Below are 21,058 nucleotides of genomic sequence, written 5' to 3'. Positions count from 1 at the left end.
GACCGCGCTCTGACCCGCCGGCTTCGTCGTCGCCGGTGGAGGAAGAGCGTGTCCACCGGCTCCTCCTCACTCCGGCGGCGCGCGGTCCGGGTGCCGGGTCGGGAAATGCTGAGGGGTGGGCTGGGACTCAGCTGGCGCCCGTCAGCGTTTCCGACGCGAGACTGGTGAGGGCTGGGCTTGTCAGCGCGCCATGGTAGGTCTGGGGGCATGCGGATCGACCTCCACACCCACTCCTCGACGTCCGACGGCACCGACACCCCTGAGCAGCTCGTCGAGCAGGCGGTGCGGGCGCGGCTCGACGTCGTCGCGCTGACCGACCACGACACCTTCGACGGGCTCGACGTGGCGGTGGCGACGGGGGAGCGGGTCGGCATCCAGGTGGTCCGCGGGCTCGAGCTGTCGTGCGCGCAGTCGGGCAGCAGCGTGCACCTGCTCGGGTACGGCGTCGACCCGGCGGACCCGGAGCTGGCGCGGGAGATGGAGCGGGTCCGGGAGGGCCGCACCGGGCGGCTGGCGGGGGTGCTGGCCAAGCTCGACGCGCTGGGGGTCGGCGTCAGCGAGGAGGCGGTGATGCGCTTCGTCGGGGACAGCCCCTCGGTCGGGCGCCCGCACATCGCCGACGCGCTCGTCGAGGCGGGGCACGTGCACGACCGCACCGAGGCCTTCGACCGCTACCTCTACGACGGCGGCCCGGCGCACGTCCACCGCTACGCCATCGACCTGGCGCGGGGCATCGACCTCGTCCGCGGCGCGGGTGGCGTCGCCGTCATCGCCCACCCGTGGGGCCGGGGGCGCGAGCACGTGCTGCCCCCCGCGCTCCTCGCCGACCTGGCGGCCGAGCACCACCTCGACGGGCTCGAGGTCGAGCACCAGGACCACGACCGGGCCACCCGGCACCGGCTGCGGGTGCTGGCCCGCGAGCTCGACCTGCTGGCCACCGGCTCCAGCGACTACCACGGCACCGGCAAGGTCGACCACGACCTCGGCGTCAACACGACCGACCCGTCGGTGTTCGCCGAGATCAGCGCCCGGATGGCCGCCCGGGTGGCCTGAGGCCGTGACCGAGCCCGGGCCCGAGCCGTCGCCCGCCGAGCGGCTGGAGCAGCGCCGGCGGCAGGCGGAGGAGCAGCGCGACGCCCTGGAGGCGGCGATCGACCAGATGCGCACCGCCCGCAGCCTCACCTCCGCCGACGACGAGCACGACCCGGAGGGCTCCACCGTCTCCCTCGACCAGGCCCGCGACGACGCCCTGCTGGTCCGGGTCGAGGAGACGCTGGCCGAGCTCGCCGCCGCCGGGGAGCGGCTGGCGGCCGGCCGCTACGGCGTCTGCGAGCGGTGCGGCCGGCCGATTCCCGACGAGCGGCTGAGCGCCCGGCCCGAGGCGCGGCTCTGCGTGGCGTGCGCCGCGCTCAGACGGCCTTCTCCAGGTCGGCGACCTGGTCCTCGGTGAGCGGCAGCGTCAGCGTCGCCATGTTCTCCTCCAGGTGCGCCAGCGACTTGGTGCCGGGGATCAGCAGGATGACCGGGCTGTGGTGCAGCAGCCAGGACAGCCCGACCTGGGCCTCGGTGGCGCCCAGCTGGTCGGCCAGCTCGACCACGGCGGCGTTCTCGGTCACCTTCGGCGTGCCGGGGAAGGCCGAGCCGAGGGGGAAGAACGGCACGAAGGCGATGCCCTCGGCCTCGCAGCGCTGCAGCACCGGCTCGGAGCTGCGGTCCAGCAGGCTGTAGGCGTTCTGCACGCAGACGACGCCGGCCAGCCGGATCGCGGTGTCGAGCTGGTCGAGGTCGACGTTGGAGACGCCGATGCCGGCGATCTTGCCCTCGTCGCGCAGCGCCACCATCTCGGCCAGCTGGTCCTCGAACGGGGGCGGGGTGTAGCCGCGCATCGGGTCCAGCACCCGCAGGTTGACCGCGGCCAGCTGCTCGACGCCGAGGCTCCGCAGGTTGTCCTCGACGCCGGCCCGCAGCTCGGCCGGCTGCTGCGCGGGCGGCCAGCCGCCCTTGGCGTCGCGGACGGCGCCGACCTTGGAGACCAGGGCCAGGCCCTCGGGGTAGGGGTGCAGCGCCTCGCGGATCAGCTCGTTGGCGACGTCGGGGCCGTAGTACTGCGCCGTGTCGATGTGGTCGACGCCCAGCTCGACGGCGCGCCGCAGGACGGCCACCGCCTCGTCGTGGTCGCGCGGCGGGCCCATCACACCCGGGCCGGGCAGCTGCATCGCGCCGAAGCCCAGCCGGTGCACCGCGAACGGGCCCAGGGCGACGGTGGCGTCGGGGAAAGAGGTCTCGGTCATGCCGCCGAACCTAGCGCCCGCCCCCAGCCCCGGGTCTACGGTGGTCGGGTGGCCAGTCTCGACGACCTGCGGCGGCTCGTGCTCGCCCTGCCCGGCACCACCGAGGGCACCTGGTACGGCACCCCCGGCTTCCTCGTGGCCGGCAAGGGGTTCCTGCGGGTGCGCACCGAGGACGACGACGGGCGGCTCGTGCTGCCGGTGGCCGACCTCGGCGAGAAGGAGGCCCTGCTCACCGCCCGGCCGGAAGTCTTCTCCACGACCCCGCACTACGACGGGTACGCCGCCGTGCTGCTGAGCCTGGAGGCGGTCGACGTCGACGAGCTGGCCGAGCTGGTCACCGAGGCGTGGCGGACCAAGGCGCCGGCCCGGCTGCGCCGCGAGCTCGACGGCGGCTGACGCCGGCCCGGCCACGGGTTCCGCGTCCGCCCGGTGGCCGCCCGGGGACCGGGGTAGTCTGCTCCTGCCTCTCGGGGGAGGGGCAGCTCGGATCGGGGGATCTCGTGGACACTGCCGTTGCCCGTCGCTGGACCGCGCTCGTGCTGCTGGTCAGCGCGGCCCTCACCCTGGCCGGCCTGACCGCCGCCCCGGTGGCCGCCGCCGACGACGCCAAGATCTACGTCGTGCAGGGCCTGCCCGGCCGCACCGTCGACGTGGCCGTGGACGGCAAGACCGTCGCCGAGGGCGTCAAGACCGCCGCGGTGACGAAGGCCTTCCCCGTGAAGGCCGGCTCCCGCAAGGTGACCTTCAGCGACGACGGCGACGTGCTGCTCGAGCGGATGTTCAAGGTCGGCGCCGGTTCCAGCTGGGACGTCGTGCTGCACCTGCCCGCCGACGGCGGCGCGGACGCCGAGCCGGCCGTCACCGTCTTCCGCAACGACCTCTCCGACGTCCCCCGCGGCAAGGCCTCGCTGACCGTCGCGCACACCGCCCGGGTGGGTGACGCCGACGTCCGGGTCGACGGCAAGGTCCTCTTCGCCGACATCGAGAACGGGGAGTCGCTCAACCTCGTCGTCCCCGTCGCCACCTACGAGGTCGCGATCGTGCCCGCCGGCAAGTCGTCGCCCGTGGTGCTCGGCCCCGTCGACCTCACCGTGCAGGGCGGCGCCCTGAACCGGGTCTACGCCATCGGCGACCCGGCCAAGAAGACGATGAACGTCGCGGTGCACGTGATCGAGACCGGCAGCACCGGCTCGGAGAAGCCCTCGCGGGTCGACACGGGGACGGGCGGGCAGGCCGTCGGCCTGCAGCGCCCCGAGACCGCGCTCTGGTCCTGACCGGGGGTCCGCGGCCCCGCCGCGCGCCGCTCCTGCTGGGGCTGCTGCTGCCGCTGGTCCTGACCGGCTGCGGGTCCGCACCGGTCGCCGCGCCGGCCGCACCGCCCGCCCCGGCGGCGACCGCCGCGTCCACCCGCCCGGCCGCGCCGGCGGAGCCCGTGCCCAGCGCCCGGGTGGGGGAGCCCGCTCCCAGCAGCCGGGTGCACTTCGTGCCGACGGCGGTCGAGCTGCCCGGCGGCGCGCGCGCCCGGGTCGAGCCCGCGTCGACGGTCGACGGCGAGCTGGTCGTGCCCGAGGAGGTCCGCCACGTCGGCTGGTGGGACGGCAGCGCCTGGGCCGGCGACCCCTTCGGCACCACCGTCGTCGCCGGTCACGTCGACTCCGCGACCGAGGGCCTGGGCTTCTTCGCCCGGCTGCTGCGCGTCGAGCGCGGCGACGTCGTGACGCTCCGCGACGACGAGCACCGGCAGCGCTACCGGGTGGTGTCGGTGCGCACGGTGGCCAAGCAGGCGCTGGCCACCGGGAGCGCGGCGTTCGACCAGACCGGCGACCACCGGCTGGTGCTGATCACCTGCACCGGCGCCTACCGCCCCGAGCGCGGCGGCTACGAGAGCAACCTCGTCGTGACGGCGGAAGCAGTCGGGCTCGCCCGCTGACGCGGACGAGCCCGGGGTGCTGCTGGGTGGAGAGCGGTCAGCCGGCGGTGCCGGTGCTGGCCGCGCTGCCCGAACGACGACGGCGACGACGACGGCGCGGGGCGTCGCCCGTGCTGCCCTCGGCCGCGCCGTCACCGACCGCAGCCTCGTGCACGACGGGCTCGCTGATCCGGGTCGGCGCCGGGGCCGGGGCCCCGCCCTCGGTCGTCGCGCCGTTGCGGGTGCGGCGACGCTCCCGCGGAGCGCTGCTCTTGCGCTTGCTGCGACGCTCCTCCCACGACGGGCCGTCCACCTTCTCCTCGGCCTTCGGCTCGACGATCCGGCCCTTGGCGGCCGGGTCGATCCCGAGGTCGTGGAACAGGTGCTCCGAGGTCGAGTAGGTCTCCTGGGGCTCCGGGAACGGCAGACCCAGGGTGTTGTTGATGACCTTCCAGCGCGTCTGGTCGGCCCAGTCGACGAAGGTGATCGCGATGCCCGAGGCGCCGGCCCGGCCGGTGCGGCCGATCCGGTGGACGTAGGTCTTGTCGTCCTCGGGGCACTCGTAGTTGATGACGTGGGTGACGTCGGTGACGTCGATCCCGCGGGCGGCGACGTCGGTGGCGACGAGGACGTCGGCCTCCCCGCCGCGGAACCGCTTGAGCGCCTTCTCCCGCAGCACCTGCGACAGGTCGCCGTGGATGGAGGTGGCGTTGAAGCCCCGCTCCACCAGGTCGTCCGACACCCGCTGCGCGGAGCGCTTGGTGCGGCAGAAGATCATCACCCGGTTGCGGTTCTCCGCCTGCAGGATGCGGGCGACGATCTCGGGCTTGTCCAGGTCGTGCGCCTGGTAGACGAACTGCGCCGTGGCGGGCACCGTCGTGGAGTCCTCGGCGGACTCGGCGCGGATGTTGACCGGGTGGCGCAGGTGCCGGCGGGCCAGGGTGACGATGGCCGAGGGCATAGTGGCCGAGAACAGCATCGTCTGGCGCAGCTCGGGGGTCTTGGCCAGGATCCGCTCGACGTCGGGCAGGAAGCCCAGGTCGAGCATCTCGTCGGCCTCGTCCAGGACGAGGACCTTGATGTGGCTGAGGTCCAGCGCCCGGCGGTCGGCCAGGTCGAGGAGCCGGCCGGGGGTGCCGACGACGACCTCGACGCCGGCGGCCAGGGCGTCCAGCTGCGGCTCGTAGCCCATGCCGCCGTAGAGGGTGACGACGCGGGCACCGCGCTGGGCGGCGGCGACGCTGAGGTCCTTGCTGACCTGGCTGGCCAGCTCACGGGTGGGGGCGACCACGAGGGCCTGCGGGGCGCCGGGCTTGGCCTGGGCCTCGAAGTCGCGGTCCTCGCGGACGACGACCCGCTGCAGCAGCGGGATGCCGAAGGCCAGCGTCTTGCCGGTGCCGGTGCGCGCCTGGCCGATCATGTCGGTCCCGGTCAGCGCGATCGGGATGGCCATCGCCTGGATGGGGAACGGGTGGCTGATGCCGACCGCGTCGAGCGCGTCGGCGATGGTGTCGAGCACGCCGAGGTCGCGGAAGGTCTGGGGGACCGGGGCCGGGAGCTCCTCGGCCGCCTCGTCCTCGCTGACGCCGTCGCCGGCGGCGGTGGTGGGGCCGGTGCCCTCGAGGACGACGTCCTCGAGCGCGGCCGCGGCCGCCCTGGTCTCGTCGGTGGGGGTGGTCTCGGGAGCGGTGGACGCCGTGGGCGTCTCGGTGCTGTCGCTGGTCAGGATGGTCGCCTTCGCTGAGCAAAACTGGGGATGACCCGGTGCGCGCGTCCTGCGAGGAGCGGGGTCCGCGTCGCGCGACCCGACCCGTCAAGGTCGCTGCGCGCTGGAGCGGCGCTCCACGCCGAGGCCTCTCGCGCCGCTTCCGAGCGGTGCGCCGAGGAGCACGGACGACATACCAGGGACGCATCACCTGATGCGTACGCGGCCATCCTAGACCCGCGGGGCCCCCAGACCGAATGAGCGGCGCGCGGGCCGTCGGGCTTCGCCCGCGCGCTGCACGGGCTCCGTCCGCGCGCCGGACCGTGTCGCGCCCGCCGGCCGGGCCCGCTGGCTAGGCTGCCGACGTGGACGAGCAGAGCGCGGCGGGGCTGGGGACGGGTCCGTCGGCGGACGGGCCGGACGCGGCGTACCGGGCGGGTGCGCTCGACCTCCTGGGCCTGCTGGCCTACGGCGCGCTGACGGCTTTCGACCGCCTGGCCGAGGACTCCCGGATGGCGCCGGGGCTGGCCGACAAGGTGCAGCTGGCGGTGATGGCCGGCCAGCAGGTGGAGCACTTCGGCCGGCTGCGCAGCCGGCTCGCCGACTCCGGGATCGACGTGATGGCGGCCATGCGGCCCTTCCACGAGCCCTTCAACGGCTTCCACGACCACACCCGGCCGAAGGACTGGCTCGAGGGGCTGGTCAAGGCCTACGTCGGCGACGGCATCGCCGCCGACTTCTACCGGGAGGTCGCGGCCTTCGTCGACGCCGACACCCGCGCGCTGGTGCACGAGGTGCTGGCCGACAGCGGGCACGTCGACTTCGTCGTCGGCCGGGTGCGGCAGGCGATCGAGAGCGACCCGAAGGTGGGGGGCCGGCTGGCGCTGTGGGGCCGCCGGCTGGTGGGTGAGGCGCTGAGCCAGGCCCAGCGGGTCGCCGCGGACCGCGACGCGCTGACGAGCCTGCTCACCGGCACCGTCGACCGGCCGGGGCTGGACCTCGCCGCCGTCAGCCGGATGTTCTCGCGGCTGGTGGAGAACCACACCCGCCGGATGGCCGCGCTGGGGCTGCAGTCCTGAGCCGGGATCCTGCGGTCCTGGCCCGACCCGCGGCCTGAGCCCGACCCGCGGCCTGAGCCTGTCGAAGGCCCTTCGACGGGCTCAGGGCGCGAGGACAGGCTCAGGGCGCTGTGCGGGCGCGAGGCCTCAGAGGGTGCCGAAGCCCACCTTGCGCGCGTGCTCCTCGCCGAGGTCGACGTAGGCGATCTTCGTCGAGGGGATGAGCACCCGGCGGCCGCGCTCGTCGGAGAGCGTGAAGACGCCCTGGTTCTCGACGGCCTCGCTGAAGGCGCGCTCGACGTCGGCGGCCGTCTCGGTGGTCTCCACCACGACCTCGCGGTTGACGTGCTGGATACCGACCTTGATCTCCACAGATCCTCCTGGTTGTCCTGCTGCCTCCCCGCCCCGGACGTGCCCGGGACGCGGGGTCAGCGCGTGCGCCTCCACCGTGCCACACGACACCGCGCCAGCCGCGCCGTGTTCGCCGACAGCGTGGACGCGGCGGTGCCGTGACCGCTCAGCCGAGGGAGACGAGCTCCTCGTCGGTGGCCGGCCGGAGCACCAGCCGGGTCCAGGCGCCGACGTAGACCCGGTCGTCGGGCCGCAGCTCCTGGCGGGCGCCGACGGGGACGGGGTCCTCGGGCAGCGCGCCGCTGGCCGGGCCGACGAAGGTGCCGTTGGCCGAGTCGAGGTCCTCGACCCACCAGCGGCTGCCGTCGGTGGTCAGCTGGCACTGGCGCCGGCTGACGCCGGAGTCGGTGCCGCAGTCGACGTCAGGGTGGATGTTGCGGCTCTTCGACACCCGGCCGACGAGCAGCGAGCGGCCGCGCAGCGGGCGCACCACCGGCAGCCCCGCGGACGGCAGCGGGTCGGGGCTCTCCTGCGCCTGGTACCAGGACGGGTCGACCCAGATCTCCACCACCCAGGCGAACTCCGAGCCGCCGCCGGCGGTGTCTGGCAGGTGGGCGGGAGCGGCCGTCGGGGCCACGTCGGCCCCGGCCTCGGGCGCCGCGGCGACGGGCGGGGCGCCGGGCGGCGGGGCGGCCGGCCGGCCGGCGTCGGCCTGGTCCGCGCCGGGAGCCGGCGGGACCTCACCGAGGGCGGCGGCGGGCGGGGTCAGCGGCCGCGGCGCGGCGCCGGTCGTGAAGTCGTAGCCGCACGCCTCGCAGAACAGCGCGTCCTCGGGGTTGGGGGCGTTGCAGTGCGGGCACGCCTGTGCGGCGCCGGGGGCCGAGCTGGAGACGGGCACCCGGGAACCGGTCGGGGCGTCGCGGACCCAGGCCGGGCCCGTCCCCGCGGGAGCCGGCGCGCCGCCGACGGGGAGCCCGCAGACGTCGCAGTAGTCCTGGGAGACCGTCTGGTGCCCGGCCGGGCAGACCGCGCTCATCCCTGCGTCCGGACGCGGGTGGTCTTGGTCGAGGCGGTGTCCAGGGCCATCTCGTCGGCCTTGTCCACGGCCCGCCGGAGCCGGACGGTCCCGGTGTCGGGGTCGTCGATGTCGACGACCTTGCGCAGCTTGCTGGTCGCCTCGTCGTTGCCCGTGGCGGCCGCGAGCTGGACGGCGCGGCCGAGCTTGGTCGTCGCCGTCTCCTCGTCGCCGACCGCCTTGGCGGCAAGCCCGTCCTGGATGGCCTCGGCCAGCTCGGTCTGGCCGGTGTAGTGGGCGACCTCGGGGTTGATCCGGGTGGTGAGGCTGTCGTCGTCGGACCAGCGGGCCTTCACCAGGCCCTGGGCCACGACCTGCTCGCCGACGACCAGCTGCACGCGGGAGGCCAGCTGCTCCTGGCCCAGGCCCTTCGCGGCCAGCCGGACGCTCACGTGGAAGTCGCGGGACTCGTCGCCCCAGGAGCCGGTGGGGTAGCCCGACGTCAGCGCGTTCACCGGCGTCCGGCGGGCGGAGAGGTCCTCCACCGTGGGGGCGACCTGGCGGACGAACAGCACCTCGGCGCCCTGCGGCGCCCACACCCGCAGCTGCGCCTCGGCGACGCCGCGGCCCATCGAGCGCTGCATCAGCTCGGCGAAGACCTGCTGCATCTGCGCGGCGTCCGGGATGATGTCGACGCTGCCCAGCAGGGCCTGCGCGATCCGTCGCACCTCCGCCACCTGCCAGTCCACGCCGACGCCGCGGCAGTCGCACTGGAACCGGCCGGCGACGCCGGCGATGGCGGTGCTCAGCTGCTCGGGCGTCTCGTTGTGGTTCTCGCCGTCGGTCAGCAGGATCGCGTGCCGCTGCGCGAGCGCGGGCACCGAGTCGAACAGCCGGCCGGCCAGCGTCAGCCAGGTGCCCATGGCCGTGCCGCCGTCGGCGCGGAACTGGGCGATGGCCTGGTGCGCGCCGTGCCGGGCCGCCGCGTCCATCCGGACCAGGCCGGCGCCGCTGCGCACCGGCGGATAGGCCAGGTAGGCCTGGTGGCTGCCGGCGACGACGGCGAACCAGGTGCCGTCGATGACCTGGTCGACGGCGGCGGCCGCGGCCGTCTTGGCGGCCTCCAGCTTGGTGCGGCCCATCGAGCCGGAGGTGTCGACGATGATGATCTCGCCCGCGTCCCCGCCGCCGGTCTGACCGGCGGCCCCCGCGCCGGAGCAGGTCAGGGTGACGATCGCGTTGACGTCCGTGCCGCCGTCGGGCAGGAACTCGTTCTGGTAGACGCTGGCGCTGAACTCGGCCATCGCGTGGGGTCCTCCTCGGCTGGGTCCCGGACCGCGGTCCGGCTCGTCAGCCTCAGTATGCCGGTCGACGCGGTCGGCGGAGCCGGTGCGGGACCTCCCGCCGCGGGCGCGCCGGGCCTACGATCGCGGCCATGAGCTACGCCGACAGCCGGGCCCTGCGCCCGGGCCGGATCCGCTTCGCCGGCATCAGCCCCCGCGCCTACGAGCACCCCGCCGACCGCGGCGCGCTGGTGGCACTGCGGGCCATCCCGGGCTTCGACGCCGTCCTCAAGGCGGTGCTCGGCGCCGTCGGGGAGCGCAGCGAGCGGCTGCTCTACCTGGCCACCGCCGTCCGGGTCTCGGCGCGGCAGTACCCCGAGCTGCACGTGATGGTCACCGAGTGCGCCACCGCCCTGGACCTGCCGCGGGTGCCCGAGCTCTACGTCACCCAGGACCCGCACCCCGATGCGTTCACCGTCGGCACCGACCGGCCGGTCATCGTCACCACCACCGGGATGCTGCAGCTGCTGGACGCGGACGGCATGCGCTTCGTCATCGGCCACGAGGTCGGCCACGTGCTGTCCGGGCACGGTCTGTACCGGATGGTGCTCACCCAGCTGGTGGCGATCTCGGCCTCGGTGCAGTGGCTGCCGCTGGGCGCGTGGGGGCTGCGCGCCATCGTGCTGGCCCTGCACGAGTGGTACCGCAAGGCCGAGCTCTCGGCCGACCGGGCGGGCCTGCTCTGCACCCAGGACCCCGCCGCCGCGCTCAAGGTGCACGCCGCGCTGGCCGGGGCCCTGCACCCCGACGACATGGACGTCGCCGGCTTCCTCGACCAGGCCCGGGAGTACCAGTCCAGCGGCGACGTCCGCGACTCGGTCCTCAAGCTGCTGCAGATCTCGGGCCAGACCCACCCGATGGCCGCCCTGCGCGCGGCCGAGCTGCAGCAGTGGGCGGCGACGGGCGACTACCGCGAGATCCTGGCCGGGGACTACCTGCGCCGCGAGGACGACGCCCGGACCCCGATCAGCGACGACGTCCGGGCCGCGGCCGCGTCGTACCAGCAGATGTTCTCCAGCTCCTCCGACCCGCTGGTCGGACTCGTCGGCAAGATCGGGTCGGCCGTCGGCTCGGTGGGCGGGTTCGCCGCCCACCGCGTCCGCGACTGGTGGCAGGGCCAGCGCCCGCCGTCCTGAGCGACCCCGTTCCTGAGCCGCACGCGCCCTGAGCTCGTCGAAGGGCCTTCGACGGGCTCAGGCAGCAGCGCTCAGGCGTGCCGGGCGAGGGCGACGCTGATGTTGTCGCGGCCGCCCTGGGCGTTGGCCCAGACCACCAGGGCCCGGGCCAGGGGCAGCGGGTCGGCGCCCGTCTCCGCCTGGGTCGTCGCGACCAGGGCCTGGAGGTCGGCGGCGCTGGAGCAGTAGTTCCACAGGCCGTCGGAGCAGACCATGAGCCAGCCGGGCACGCCGAGGGCGATCGAGCCGGTGCGCGGCACGACGTCGGTGCTGTCGCGGCCCAGCCACTTGGTGATGGCGTGGGCCTGCGGGCCGTTCTCGGCCTCGACGCGGTCGACGCCCATCTCGATCCGCACCTGGGCCATCGAGTCGTCGACGCTCAGCTGGAGCGGGTCGCCGGCCCCGGCGTCGGGCAGCCAGTAGACCCGGCTGTCGCCGACGGTGCCGAAGACGACGAGGTCGCCCTCGAGGACGGCGGCGGCGAAGGTGCAGGAGGCGGCGTTGTCGCTCTCGGGGGCGGTGTTGGCGATGACGGCCTCGTTGGCCTGCGCGGAGGCCACGCCGAGCGACTGGGCCAGGGCGGCCGCCCGGCTGGCGGCGACGCCGAGCCCGGAGGCCCGCGCGGCCACGAGCACGTCGCGCGCGGTGCGGGCGCCGGCCAGGGCGGCGACGTCGGAGTCGGTGGAGGTCGAGACGCCGTCGCAGACCACCAGCACCGCGCGCGAGCCCGGCTCGGGGTCCGCGGCGACGGCGGTGGCGTCCTCGTTCTTGTGGTGCCGGATGCCGCGGTCGCAGACGGCGGCCACCCAGGTCGCGGGCTGCTCGACGTAGTGGTCGCGCGGGCTCGGGGCCTTGGTCCCGCAGGTGGTGCAGTAGCCGTCGGCGTCGACCACGCCGCCGCAGCTCGTGCAGGGCGGGCCGGCAGCCGGCGCGGGCGGGGCCGGGGCGGCGCCGACCGCGGTCGCGCCGACCCGACCGCTCAGCTCGACCGGGCTCTCGGCGCCGGCGCCGCCCGGCGCCACCGCCTCGGTGGTCGGGCTCAGCGGCGCTCCGCAGGCCTCGCAGAAGCGCTCGGCGTCGGTCACCTCCGCCCCGCAGGAGGGGCAGGTCAGCCGGGCGCCGGGGGTCGGCGCGGGGGCCGGGGGAGAGGTCTCGGTCATCGCAGGGTCCACCTTCGCACCTCGTTGGCCCGGTCCACCAGCGACCAGCGGCGCTGCTCGTCGGCCTCGGTCGACGCCCACCGCCGGTAGGCGGCCTCCAGGCCGTCGCGGAGCTCCTCGGACCGGGCGGCGTGCGGGCCGATCCGGACGTCGTCGCGGGGTCCGCCCTGGTCCACCAGCGTCAGGGCCCGGGACAGGATCTGCACGCTCAGCTGCGCCTCCTCCTGCGCGTCGATCCGGACCCCGCCGAGGCTGGCCATGGCCTGGCCCAGCGCGGGCAGGCCGTCGCCGTCCTCGGCCAGGTAGGAGGCCCGCAGCCGGCGGGCGTCGGTGAAGCCACGGCTGGTCGAGGGCACCAGGTCCAGCGCCGCCACGGCGGCGGTGACGTCGCCGCGGGCCCGGCGGATGCGGGCCAGCCCGAACGCCGCCGGGGCGACGTAGGTGGCGTCGGTGCCGGCGCAGGTCCGGTAGAGGCTCTCGGCGACGACGGCCTCCCCGCCCCGCTCGCAGGCCAGCGCCAGGGCCAGCTTGGGCGCCAGCTCGCCGGGGACCTGGCCGTAGACGGCGTTGAACGCCGCCTGCGCGGAGGGGAAGTCCTCGCGCTGCAGCGCCGACAGCCCGCTGAGCCAGACCGCACGCCACTCCCACGGGTCGGCCGCCAGCATGGCCTCGACGGCCTGCTCGACGTCGGCGGTCCGGCGCAGCTCGAGCGCGGCCCGGCCGCGCGCCAGCCACACCTCGGGGGAGTCGGCGGGCGCGGCCGCCAGCAGCGTCAGCCGCTCGGCCGGGTCCGCCGCGGCCAGGTTGGCGAGCCAGCCGTGCTGCGCGTCGCCGGTGTCGGCGCGCAGGGCCGGCAGCGCCTGCCAGTCCAGGGTGGCGCCGAGCACCGCCGGGGCCTCGAACAGCACCGAGGCGGCCGAGGTGAGCGCGGCGCCCGGCGTCTGCGCCGCGACGACCTCGCGGAGCACGCCCAGCAGCTGCACCCGGAGCTCGTCGACCGAGGCGAACCGGTCGGCGGGCTCGGGTGCGCAAGCCTTGGCCACCAGCCGGTACAGCGAGTCGTGCTCCACGAACAGCGGTGTCTCCTCCACCGGCGGGAGGGTGGCGACGTAGCGGGTCTGGTAGCCGCGGAACTCCGTCATCAGCACGACGAGGGTGCGGCCGATCGTGTAGATGTCGGAGGCGACGCTGGTGCCCAGCCGGGCCACCTCGGGCGCCTGGTAGCCGACCGTGCCGTAGATGGCGGACTCGTCGTCGTCGAGCCGCCGGACGCCGCCGAGGTCGATGAGCTTGACCGCGTCGCCCACCTGGATGAGGTTGTCGGGCTTGAAGTCGCAGTAGACCAGCCCCAGCTCGTGCAGGTAGCTGAACGCGGGCAGCACCTCGAGGACGTAGGCGAGCGCCTGGTCGACGGGCAGCGGGTCGAAGACGCCGCCGTTGTCGCGCATCCGCTGCTTGAGGATCTGCTTGAGCGAGACGCCGCCGACGTACTCCATGACGATGTAGCCGGCCTCGTCGTGCGTGACGAAGTTGTAGATCTCGACGATCAGCGGGTGCTCGACCTGGGCCAGGAACTGCTGCTCGACGATGGCCACGGCCAGCGCGTCGGCGTCGCCGGTGTTGAGCAGGCCCTTGAGCACCACCCAGCGGTTGGAGACGTTGCGGTCGCGGGCCAGGTAGATCCAGCCGAGGCCGCCGTGGGCGAGGCAGCCGGCCACCTCGTACTGGCCGGCGACGACGTCACCGGACCGGAGCTTGGGGGTGAAGGAGTAGGCGCTCCCGCAGCGGGGGCAGAAGCCCTCGGGGCGTCCCGGCCGGCCCTCCCGGGAGCGGCCGACGGCGTTGCCGCAGACCGAGCAGCTGCGCTTGTCCTCGGGGACCACGGGGTCCTGCATCACCGCGGCCGAGGCGTCGACGACGGGGGCGGGCGGCACCCGGGTCAGCCCGGCGCCCAGCCGGGCGGCGCGCATCCGGACCGAGCCGGAGCGGACGCGGGCGGTCACCACCGAGCCCGACGAGGCGGCCCGCCGCGAGCCCAGTGCCGCCGAGTCCAGACGGCTGGACCCGCGGGTGCGGCTGGAGGCGGCGCCGGCCGGGCCGGTGGCGCCGCCGTCGTCGAGGGGGTGCTCCGGGCCGGCGGCGGTCGCCGGGCGGGGGCCGGGCCCGGGGGCGCTCGCCACACCCGCGGGCGCGGGCGAGCCGCAGACGTCGCAGTAGCCGTCGGCGTAGCTGCCCGTGCAGCCCGGCTGGGTGCAGCGGCCGGGGGCCAGGCCGACGGCGACGGGTGCGGCGCCGGTCGGCGGCGCGGCCACCGGGGCCGGGTTCGCGGGGGTGGTGGCGGCGGCGGGGGAGCCGCAGACGTCGCAGTAGCCGTCGACGTAGGTGCCGGTGCAGCCGGGCTCGGTGCAGGCGCTCACGGGTGCGGCTCCTCGGGGGTGCGGGGGGCGGACGGGACGGCGCGGGGCTCCCGCGGGTCGGTGGCGGCGGCCAGGTAGCTGACGTAGAGGGCGACCAGCTGCGCGGCGATGGCGCTGGGGCAGGGCCGCCGGGCGAGCGTCTCGGCGGCCAGCGCGTGGGCGCGGCGCAGGTCCGGCTGGTCGGCGACGCCGAGGGCGGCGGCCTTGGCCCGCAGGGCGTCGAGCCGGGCGACCAGCTCCTCGTGGTCGCGCAGCGCCTGGCCGTAGGCGCCCTGGACGACGGCCATCGCCCGCGACACCTGCTCCAGCCGGCCGAGGTAGGTCTCCAGCAGCGCCGGGGTGTTCGGCACGGGACCCAGCGCCGAGACGTCGGGGACGGCGTAGCGCGGCGCCGGGTCGACGGCGTCGACGCAGTCGCGGACCAGCTGCTCCAGCGCCGCCTCGCGGGCCTCGAGCTGGCTGCGCAGGGCGCGGGCGCGCTCCAGCCGGGAGGCCGCCTCGCGGCGGCGGGCGGCGCCGACGATGAGGTCGCGCTCGACGGTCGAGGCCTCGATCTCCAGGGGTCCCAGCAGGCCGTCCACGTCGCCGCCGCGGCCGGCCTTGTCGCCGACCTCGGCGAGCCGCCGGGCCAGCCGCGCGGCGGTCGCGGAGCCCTGCTGCTGGTGCGTGCCGGGCGGCTCGGTGCCCACCTGCTCGCGGATCCGCTCGAGCTGCGCGCGCAGCGCCCGCAGCCGGGCCGTCACCTCGGCCGCGGACAGGTCCAGGCCGAGCCGGACCCGCAACGAGGCCACCAGGGCGTCGGACAGCCGGCAGGCCTCGGGCAGCGAGACGGCCAGCCCGGCCGCCGTCTCGCCCAGCCCGCCCGAGGGGCCGGGTGCGGTGACCCGGGTGTCGAGCCGTCCCCAGACCAGCGTCGAGAGCCGCTCCCGCTCCACCGGGCCCACCCGGCCGCCCGCCCAGGTGGCCCCCAGCAGAGCGGTGCGGTCGGCGACCGACTTCCACAGCGCCATCGAGAGCAGCAGGTCGTCGGTGGCGCCCGCGCCGTGCGGCGAGGCCAGCGCGGCCCGGTCCAGCGCGTCGAGCTCGGTGCGCCGCGCCGCCACCCAGCGCTCCAGCGCCGGCAGGTAGCGGGCGGCCTCCTCGACCGTGACGGCGACGCCGAGCCGGCCCGGCGCCGCGGGGGCCAGCGTCGCCGCGTCGCCCGGCACCGGCTCGCCGCGGGGTGCGGCGGCCGCCGGGAGGCTCACGGCCGCCTGCCGTAGACGGCCTTCGGCGGGGCGGGCGCCGGTCCCAGAGGCTCGGCCAGCCACCGGTCGTAGATCGCCTCCCACTCGCCGTTGCCGCGCATCTGCGCCAGCCGGGCGTTGACGAAGCGGACGAGGTCGACGTCGTCGGCGTTCATGCCCAGCCCGTAGGGCTCCTCGGTGAAGGCGTCCTGGCGGGGGACGACGGCGTAGGGGTCCTGCGCCGCCAGCCCGGCCAGCACGGTGTCGTCGCCGGTGATCGCGTCGACCTGGCCCTGCTGGAAGAGCACGAGGCAGCCGGTGTGGCTGTCGGACTCCACGGCGACGGCCTGGGGGGCCTTCTCCCGCAGGGTGGAGAGGCTGGAGGTGCCGCGCGGGGCGCAGACGCGGCTGCCGCCCAGCTGGGCCAGCGTCGTCGCCTTGGAGCCCCGCCGGACGAGGATCTTCTGCCCGGAGCGGTAGTACTCGCTGGAGAAGGCGATCTGGGTCCACCGGTCGCAGGTGATCGTCATGTTGCGGGCGACGAGGTCGACGTCGCCGCTCTCCAGCAGCGGGATCCGGTCGGCGGCGGTGATCACCCGCAGCTGGTAGCGGTCCTCGTCGCCGAAGATGGCCTTCGCCACCGCCTTGACGAGGTCGATGTCGAAGCCCTCGACGCGGCCGTTGAGGGGGTTGCGCGAGCCCAGCAGGTAGGTGTCGGCCGAGACGCCGGCCACCAGCCGGCCGCGCTCGCGGATCTTCGCCATCGTGGAGCCGGCGGGCAGGTCGTCGGGGGCGGGCAGCGGGCCGTCCGGCGCGTAGGACTGCAGCCGGTCGGTGCAGGTGGCCGGGGCGGCCGCGGGCGGCGCGGACGGGGCCGCGGTGCTCGGCGGTGCCGCGGGCAGCGGCGTCGGGTCGTCGGCCAGCACCCCGCAGGCCGGCAGCAGCGCCAGCAGGACGCCCGCCGCCAGCCCGGCGCGCAGCCGGCCCACCCGGCTCACCGGTACTCCCGCAGCCGGTCGGCCACCCCGCGGCGACCCAGCAGGGCGACGGCGACCCCGGCGAGCAGGCTGAGCAGGGCGGCGACGACCAGGCCGGGGGTCCGGCCCGCGAGCGCGTTCCCGGTGGCCTCGCCGGAGGTCTGCAGCTCCTCCGCGAGCCCGCTGTCGACGGCGGCGAACCGGCCGTTGGCCTGCTCGGCCCCGGTCCCGGTGGCCAGCGCCACCGCCTCGTCCCAGCCGCCGCCGTCGTCGAGCGCGCGGATCTCGGCGTGCGTCCGTGCGTAGCCCGACCAGGCGTCGTCCAGGGCAGGTCGGTCGAGGACGTCGAGCTGCTCGGTCACCCGGCCGGCGGAGGCGGTCCAGGCCCGCTCGAACGTCCCGCCCGAGCCGCGGGCCACGAGGGTCAGGCTCTCGTTGGCCTTGGCGTCGTTCGCGCCGATCCGGGCACCGGCGGCGGCGTTGACGTCGGCGAACGGGCCGGACCGCACGCCCTGCACCCCGTCGGCGAGCCGGGCCAGGCCGACGACCGAGGCCAGCAGCGCGACGAGCAGCACGACCGAGGCGGCCAGCACGCCGGGGTTGACCCGGCGGTGGAAGCGGCGGGCCAGCCACAGCTGGGCCAGCACCAGGGCGGCCAGCGACAGCGCGACGACCACCGGGAAGACGGCGCCCGCGCCCACCCGCATCCGGCTGCCGGCACGCGCGGCGTTGGCGGCCACCAGCTCGTCGAGCACGGGCAGCGCGGAGGCGCGCAGCTGGGCGCTGGCCCCCCGGAGGTACTGGGCGCCCACCGGGAAGCCCTGCCGGTTGTTGGCGCGCGCCTGCTCGATCGCCGCGTCGTAGTCGAGGAGCTGCCGGTTGAGCTCGGCGAGCGCCGTCGCGTCGGCCGGCTGGGCCCGGGCCGCCTCGGCGATCATGCCGCTGGTGGTGCTGAGGGCCTCGTCGTAGGTGGCCCGCTGGGCGGCCGGCTCCAGGCCGCCCACCAGGAAGGCGTTGGTGGCCGTGGCGTCGGCGCTGAGCAGGTTCGTCTGGATGGACTGCACCCGCACCAGCTGCTCGGTGTCGGACTCGGCGCGGTCCAGCACGAGCGCCAGCAGGCCGAAGGTGACGACCCCGACCAGGGCGACGAGCACCCCGACCACGACCGTCCCGGCGCTGAGCAGCTGGAGCCGACGGGGGGTGCTGAGCGACGACGTCCGGGGGGCCTCCGCCCCGGCCGTCGTCGCGGGCGCGGTGCCGGGGCCGACGGCCGGGGTGGCCGCCGGCGGGGCCGGGACGGCGGGGGCCGGGGCGGTCACGGTCCCGGCGCTGGGCTGGCTCACGGCGTCTCCTCCTGGTCGGGCCCGAGGGTGATGTCGACCGGGTGCCCCAGGTCGGGCAGCGCGTCGGCCGCGACGTCGTCGAAGTCCTCCGGCGCGAGCGTGCGCAGCTGCTCCAGCGTCGGCTCCTCGACCTCCCGCAGCCGCCAGGCGTGCCGGCCGACGGCGGCCTCCAGCAGGTTGCGGGCGAAGCGGCCGTTGCCGAAGGAGGGCCCGCGCGGGGTGGCGGCGAGCCGGGCGGTGAAGCGCTCGACGCAGCCGTCGGCCAGGTCGTAGTCGGCGCCGGCGGCCATCCCGCGCAGGATCGCGGTCAGCTCGTCGTCGCTGTAGTCGGCGAACTCGATGGTGGTCCGGAACCGGCTGGCCAGGCCGGGGTTCTGGGCGATGAAGGCGACCATCGGGTCGGGGTAGCCGGCGACGATGAGGACGAGGTCGTCGCGCCGGTCCTCCATCTCCTTGACCAGCGTGTCGACGGCCTCGCGGCCGTACTGGTCCCCGGCCAGGCTGTACGCCTCGTCGATGAACAGCACGCCGCCGGCGGCCGAGGCTACGACCTCGGCGGTCTTGGTCGCCGTCTGGCCGAGGTAGCCGGCCACCAGCTCGGAGCGGTCGACCTCGACCAGGGTCCCGGTGGACAGCAGCCCGAGCGCCCGGTAGATGCCGCCCACCAGCCGGGCGACCGTCGTCTTGCCGGTGCCCGGGTTGCCCACGAAGACCAGGTGCCGGGTGATCGTCGGGGCCCGCAGGCCCGCCTCGGCACGCAGCTTCTCGACCCGCAGCACCGCCACCTGGCGGTGGACCTCGGCCTTCACCTCGGCCAGCCCGGTCAGCGCGTCCAGCTCGGCGAGCAGCTCGGCCAGCGGGCGAGCAGGGGGTGGCTCAGGGGTGGTGGGGGTGGGGCCGGGTGCGCTCGCCGCGGTGGGCTGCGCGGAGGTCCCGCTCCCTGAGCCCGTCGACGGGCCTTCGACAGGCTCAGGCCACGGAGATCCAGGCTCAGGCCACGGAGATCCAGGCTCAGGCCGGGGGGACCCGGGCCCGGGCCGTGCCGAGGTCCCGCTCCCTGAGCCCGTCGAAGGGCCGCCGATCCCGGGGAAGGCGCCGGGGAGCAGGGGGGCGAGGGGGTCGAGGTCGAGGCTGCTGCCGCGCGGGTCGGCGGCGCGGATGCCGTCCTGCTGGGCGCGCAGGGCCGCGATCCGGTCCAGCGCCTCGGCCAGCACGGCGCGCAGCCCGCCCGGGTCGGGGCGTCCGGCGTCGCTCACGGCAGGTCCAGGCTGCTGCGCGGGCCCGGGGCGGGCGGGGCGTCGAGCGGGGCCGGGGCGTCGAGGTGGCCGAACTTCTCCTGCAGGAAGCGGCCGTGGGCGATCAGCGCGTCGGCGTCCACCCGGACGACGGCGTCGAGGACCTGGTCCATCGTCGCGGCCAGCAGGTCGAGCTGGTCGACCAGCAGCAGCAGCGAGGTCTTGCCGCCCTCGATGGGGCGGGAGTCGGCCCAGGCGCGGGGCAGCCGGGTGTAGTTGCTGAGCGCCTGCGGCAGGTAGTCGGTGGCGGTGGCGACGACGGAGTAGGCCTGCGCGCTGCCGGGACCGAGGTTGCGCAGCCGCGGCACCGTGTCGCGGACCGTGCCGACGACCCGGCGGACCCGGGACTGCACCAGCGGCGGGACGGCGCCGCCGGCGACGAGCTGCTCGACGCCGTCCAGGGCCGCCCCGATGTCCTCGGCGGTGGGGGTGCGGGGGCGCGCCGGGGCCCCGGGCGCGGGGTCGGGTCGGCCGCCGAGGCGGGCGAACCAGTCCCTCAGCCCCATGACGGCCGGCCGCCGGTCAACGACCGGCACCGGGGGCCGGGTCGAGGTCGAGGGCGCCGGAGGCCAGCTGGGCGTCCTGGCGGGAGACCCGGTCCAGGTAGGCGCGGGACTTGTCGACCTCGGACTCCAGGGTGCCGATCGTGGTGGCCATCGAGTCCAGGGCGGCGGCCTTGAAGCTGTCGATGGAATCCATCGTCGCGTAGATGTTGGCGAACGCGGCCTGCAGCTGCGGCAGCCCGATCGTCGCCGACGCGGCCTGCTGCTGGATCTGCGCCGAGTTGTCGCGCATCATCTCCGAGGTCCGCTGGATGAGGTCCGACGTCGTCGAGTTGAGGGCGCCGATCTGGTCCAGCACGAGCTTCTGGCTGCTCAGCGCCTGGGCCACGATCACCGCCGTGCGCAGGGCCGAGACGGTCGTCGTCGAGGCGCGGTCGACGCCCTTGATCAGCTCGAGGTTGTTCTTGATCACGACGTCGATGGCCAGGTAGCTCTGGATGGCCACGGCCAGCTGGGTCAGCAGGTCCTGGTGCTTCTGCCGGACGTAGAACAGCACGTCCTGGCTGAGGGCCTTGGCCCGCTCCGGGTCGGTGAGCTCGATGGCGGCGATCTGCTCGGCCAGCCGGGCGTCGAGCCGCTCGGCGACGTAGATGTAGGAGTTCAGCCGGCCCATGGTGGCCCACAGGTTCTGCTTCTCCATGTTCAGCGCGACGTTGTCGCGGGTCAGCTCGTCCTGGCCGTTGCGCAGGCTGTGCAGGATGCCGTCGAGGTGGCTCTGCGCCGCCTGGTACTTGCGGAAGTAGTCGACGACCTTGTCGCCGAAGGGCAGGAACCCGAGCAGCTTGCGGGCCCCGGTGGCCTGGCTGGGGTCGAGCTCCTCGACGGTGCGGCGCAGCTCCAGCAGGGTGCGGCCGACGGTGGAGCCCTCGGCCAGCCCGCCCTCCTGCAGCGCCCGGACGGGAGCCTGCAGCAGCCGGTTGGAGGTCTCGGCGGCCCGTCGGATGTCGGCGTCGCCCATCGCGCGGACGTTCTCGGCCTGCGCGGTGAACTGCGGGGACCGGGTCTGCGCGGTGGCCAGGGCGTCGAGGAAGCCGTCGACCTTCTGGTCCAGGGCCGGCACCGTCGCCGGGTCGACCTGCGGGGCCATCGCCGGGGCCGAGGTGGCGGCGACCGCGCGCGGCGGCTCCGGCACGGACAGCGTCAGCGGGCTCGGGTCGGGCGGGGCCAGCGGCGAGGGCGCGGACGTGGGCTCGGTCATCGGAGTCCTCCAGGAGAGCGGGGCGCGGCCGG

Annotated in this window: 21 protein-coding genes; 8 read left to right on the top strand and 13 right to left on the bottom strand. The window is 75.7% G+C overall.

Annotation, left to right across the window (positions count from 1 at the left end; all coding sequences use genetic code 11):
• Nucleotides 1-207: 207 nt before the first annotated feature.
• Nucleotides 208-1,053: a PHP domain-containing protein gene (locus JOF54_RS03500; protein WP_210053030.1), complete on the top strand. Its 846-nt coding sequence runs from the start codon at nt 208-210 to the stop codon at nt 1,051-1,053.
• A 4-nt stretch (nt 1,054-1,057) separates the two neighbouring features.
• A complete protein-coding gene (locus JOF54_RS03495; protein ID WP_210053028.1) occupies nt 1,058-1,450 on the top strand; it encodes a TraR/DksA family transcriptional regulator in 393 nt (130 codons plus the stop codon).
• Here the strand turns inward: JOF54_RS03495 and JOF54_RS03490 are convergent.
• Nucleotides 1,410-2,291 (bottom strand): aldo/keto reductase, encoded by an 882-nt coding sequence (locus JOF54_RS03490; protein WP_210053026.1) that lies wholly within the window; start codon nt 2,289-2,291, stop codon nt 1,410-1,412. The genes JOF54_RS03495 and JOF54_RS03490 overlap by 41 nt on opposite strands.
• 48 nt (nt 2,292-2,339) lie before the next feature.
• On the opposite strand from JOF54_RS03490, the gene JOF54_RS03485 reads away from it, so the two are divergent.
• The 3 genes from JOF54_RS03485 (at nt 2,340) to JOF54_RS03475 (ending at nt 4,221) form a co-directional block, all read left to right on the top strand.
• A complete protein-coding gene (locus JOF54_RS03485) occupies nt 2,340-2,687 on the top strand; it encodes an MmcQ/YjbR family DNA-binding protein (protein WP_210053023.1) in 348 nt (115 codons plus the stop codon).
• A 104-nt stretch (nt 2,688-2,791) separates the two neighbouring features.
• Nucleotides 2,792-3,565, top strand: coding sequence for a DUF4397 domain-containing protein (locus JOF54_RS03480; RefSeq protein WP_210053021.1), 774 nt, complete (start codon nt 2,792-2,794; stop codon nt 3,563-3,565).
• Between the two features lie 158 nt (nt 3,566-3,723).
• Nucleotides 3,724-4,221 carry a class F sortase gene (locus JOF54_RS03475; RefSeq protein WP_307803798.1) on the top strand — a complete coding sequence of 166 codons (498 nt, stop codon included), beginning with the start codon at nt 3,724-3,726 and terminating at the stop codon, nt 4,219-4,221.
• A 37-nt stretch (nt 4,222-4,258) separates the two neighbouring features.
• Here the strand turns inward: JOF54_RS03475 and JOF54_RS03470 are convergent, their stop codons facing one another.
• Nucleotides 4,259-5,719 carry a DEAD/DEAH box helicase gene (locus JOF54_RS03470; RefSeq protein WP_210053019.1) on the bottom strand — a complete coding sequence of 487 codons (1,461 nt, stop codon included), beginning with the start codon at nt 5,717-5,719 and terminating at the stop codon, nt 4,259-4,261.
• A gap of 94 nt (nt 5,720-5,813) precedes the next feature.
• Between JOF54_RS03470 and JOF54_RS03465 the strand changes: the two genes are divergently transcribed.
• A complete protein-coding gene (locus JOF54_RS03465) occupies nt 5,814-5,960 on the top strand; it encodes a hypothetical protein (RefSeq protein ID WP_210053017.1) in 147 nt (48 codons plus the stop codon).
• A gap of 310 nt (nt 5,961-6,270) precedes the next feature.
• On the top strand, nt 6,271-6,984 hold the full coding sequence (locus JOF54_RS03460) for a ferritin-like fold-containing protein (RefSeq protein WP_307803797.1): 714 nt from the start codon (nt 6,271-6,273) through the stop codon (nt 6,982-6,984).
• A 126-nt stretch (nt 6,985-7,110) separates the two neighbouring features.
• Here JOF54_RS03460 and JOF54_RS03455 read toward each other — a convergent pair whose 3' ends face one another.
• The 3 genes from JOF54_RS03455 to JOF54_RS03445 all read right to left on the bottom strand — a co-directional run bounded on the left by JOF54_RS03455 (nt 7,111) and on the right by JOF54_RS03445 (nt 9,633).
• Nucleotides 7,111-7,335 (bottom strand): DUF3107 domain-containing protein, encoded by a 225-nt coding sequence (locus tag JOF54_RS03455; RefSeq protein ID WP_210053015.1) that lies wholly within the window; start codon nt 7,333-7,335, stop codon nt 7,111-7,113.
• A gap of 145 nt (nt 7,336-7,480) precedes the next feature.
• Nucleotides 7,481-8,350, bottom strand: a complete 870-nt coding sequence (locus JOF54_RS03450; protein WP_210053013.1) for an FHA domain-containing protein — start codon at nt 8,348-8,350, stop codon at nt 7,481-7,483.
• A complete protein-coding gene (locus JOF54_RS03445; protein WP_210053011.1) occupies nt 8,347-9,633 on the bottom strand; it encodes a vWA domain-containing protein in 1,287 nt (428 codons plus the stop codon). Before JOF54_RS03445 ends, JOF54_RS03450 begins: the two co-directional genes overlap by 4 nt.
• Nucleotides 9,634-9,764: 131 nt before the next feature.
• On the opposite strand from JOF54_RS03445, the gene JOF54_RS03440 reads away from it, so the two are divergent.
• Nucleotides 9,765-10,808 (top strand): M48 family metallopeptidase, encoded by a 1,044-nt coding sequence (locus tag JOF54_RS03440; protein WP_210053010.1) that lies wholly within the window; start codon nt 9,765-9,767, stop codon nt 10,806-10,808.
• Between the two features lie 71 nt (nt 10,809-10,879).
• Here the strand turns inward: JOF54_RS03440 and JOF54_RS03435 are convergent, their stop codons facing one another.
• The 8 genes from JOF54_RS03435 to JOF54_RS03400 are packed head-to-tail and all read right to left on the bottom strand — an operon-like array spanning nt 10,880 to nt 21,026.
• Entirely contained in the window at nt 10,880-12,007 is a 1,128-nt protein-coding gene (locus JOF54_RS03435; RefSeq protein ID WP_210053009.1) for a PP2C family protein-serine/threonine phosphatase, read from the bottom strand.
• Nucleotides 12,004-14,424: a serine/threonine-protein kinase gene (locus tag JOF54_RS03430; RefSeq protein WP_210053006.1), complete on the bottom strand. Its 2,421-nt coding sequence runs from the start codon at nt 14,422-14,424 to the stop codon at nt 12,004-12,006. Before JOF54_RS03430 ends, JOF54_RS03435 begins: the two co-directional genes overlap by 4 nt.
• Nucleotides 14,421-15,671 (bottom strand): hypothetical protein, encoded by a 1,251-nt coding sequence (locus tag JOF54_RS03425; RefSeq protein ID WP_210053003.1) that lies wholly within the window; start codon nt 15,669-15,671, stop codon nt 14,421-14,423. Before JOF54_RS03425 ends, JOF54_RS03430 begins: the two co-directional genes overlap by 4 nt.
• Nucleotides 15,668-16,648, bottom strand: coding sequence for a glutamate ABC transporter substrate-binding protein (locus JOF54_RS03420; RefSeq protein WP_307803796.1), 981 nt, complete (start codon nt 16,646-16,648; stop codon nt 15,668-15,670). The genes JOF54_RS03425 and JOF54_RS03420 overlap by 4 nt, the downstream gene beginning before the upstream one ends.
• The gene (locus tag JOF54_RS03415; protein WP_210053001.1) at nt 16,645-17,970 is read right to left on the bottom strand and encodes a GlnX family signal transduction membrane protein; all 1,326 of its coding nucleotides are present in this window, start codon (nt 17,968-17,970) and stop codon (nt 16,645-16,647) included. Before JOF54_RS03415 ends, JOF54_RS03420 begins: the two co-directional genes overlap by 4 nt.
• Entirely contained in the window at nt 17,967-19,226 is a 1,260-nt protein-coding gene (locus tag JOF54_RS03410) for an AAA family ATPase (RefSeq protein WP_210052997.1), read from the bottom strand. The genes JOF54_RS03415 and JOF54_RS03410 overlap by 4 nt, the downstream gene beginning before the upstream one ends.
• Nucleotides 19,223-19,801, bottom strand: coding sequence for a hypothetical protein (locus JOF54_RS03405; protein WP_307803795.1), 579 nt, complete (start codon nt 19,799-19,801; stop codon nt 19,223-19,225). The genes JOF54_RS03410 and JOF54_RS03405 overlap by 4 nt, the downstream gene beginning before the upstream one ends.
• A complete protein-coding gene (locus tag JOF54_RS03400; RefSeq protein ID WP_210052995.1) occupies nt 19,788-21,026 on the bottom strand; it encodes a toxic anion resistance protein in 1,239 nt (412 codons plus the stop codon). Before JOF54_RS03400 ends, JOF54_RS03405 begins: the two co-directional genes overlap by 14 nt.
• Nucleotides 21,027-21,058 lie beyond the last annotated feature (32 nt).

This window comes from Microlunatus capsulatus, from assembly GCF_017876495.1.
GTDB classification, from domain to species: Bacteria; Actinomycetota; Actinomycetes; order Propionibacteriales; family Propionibacteriaceae; genus Microlunatus; species Microlunatus capsulatus.
This window is presented reverse-complemented; position numbering and strand designations above follow the sequence as displayed.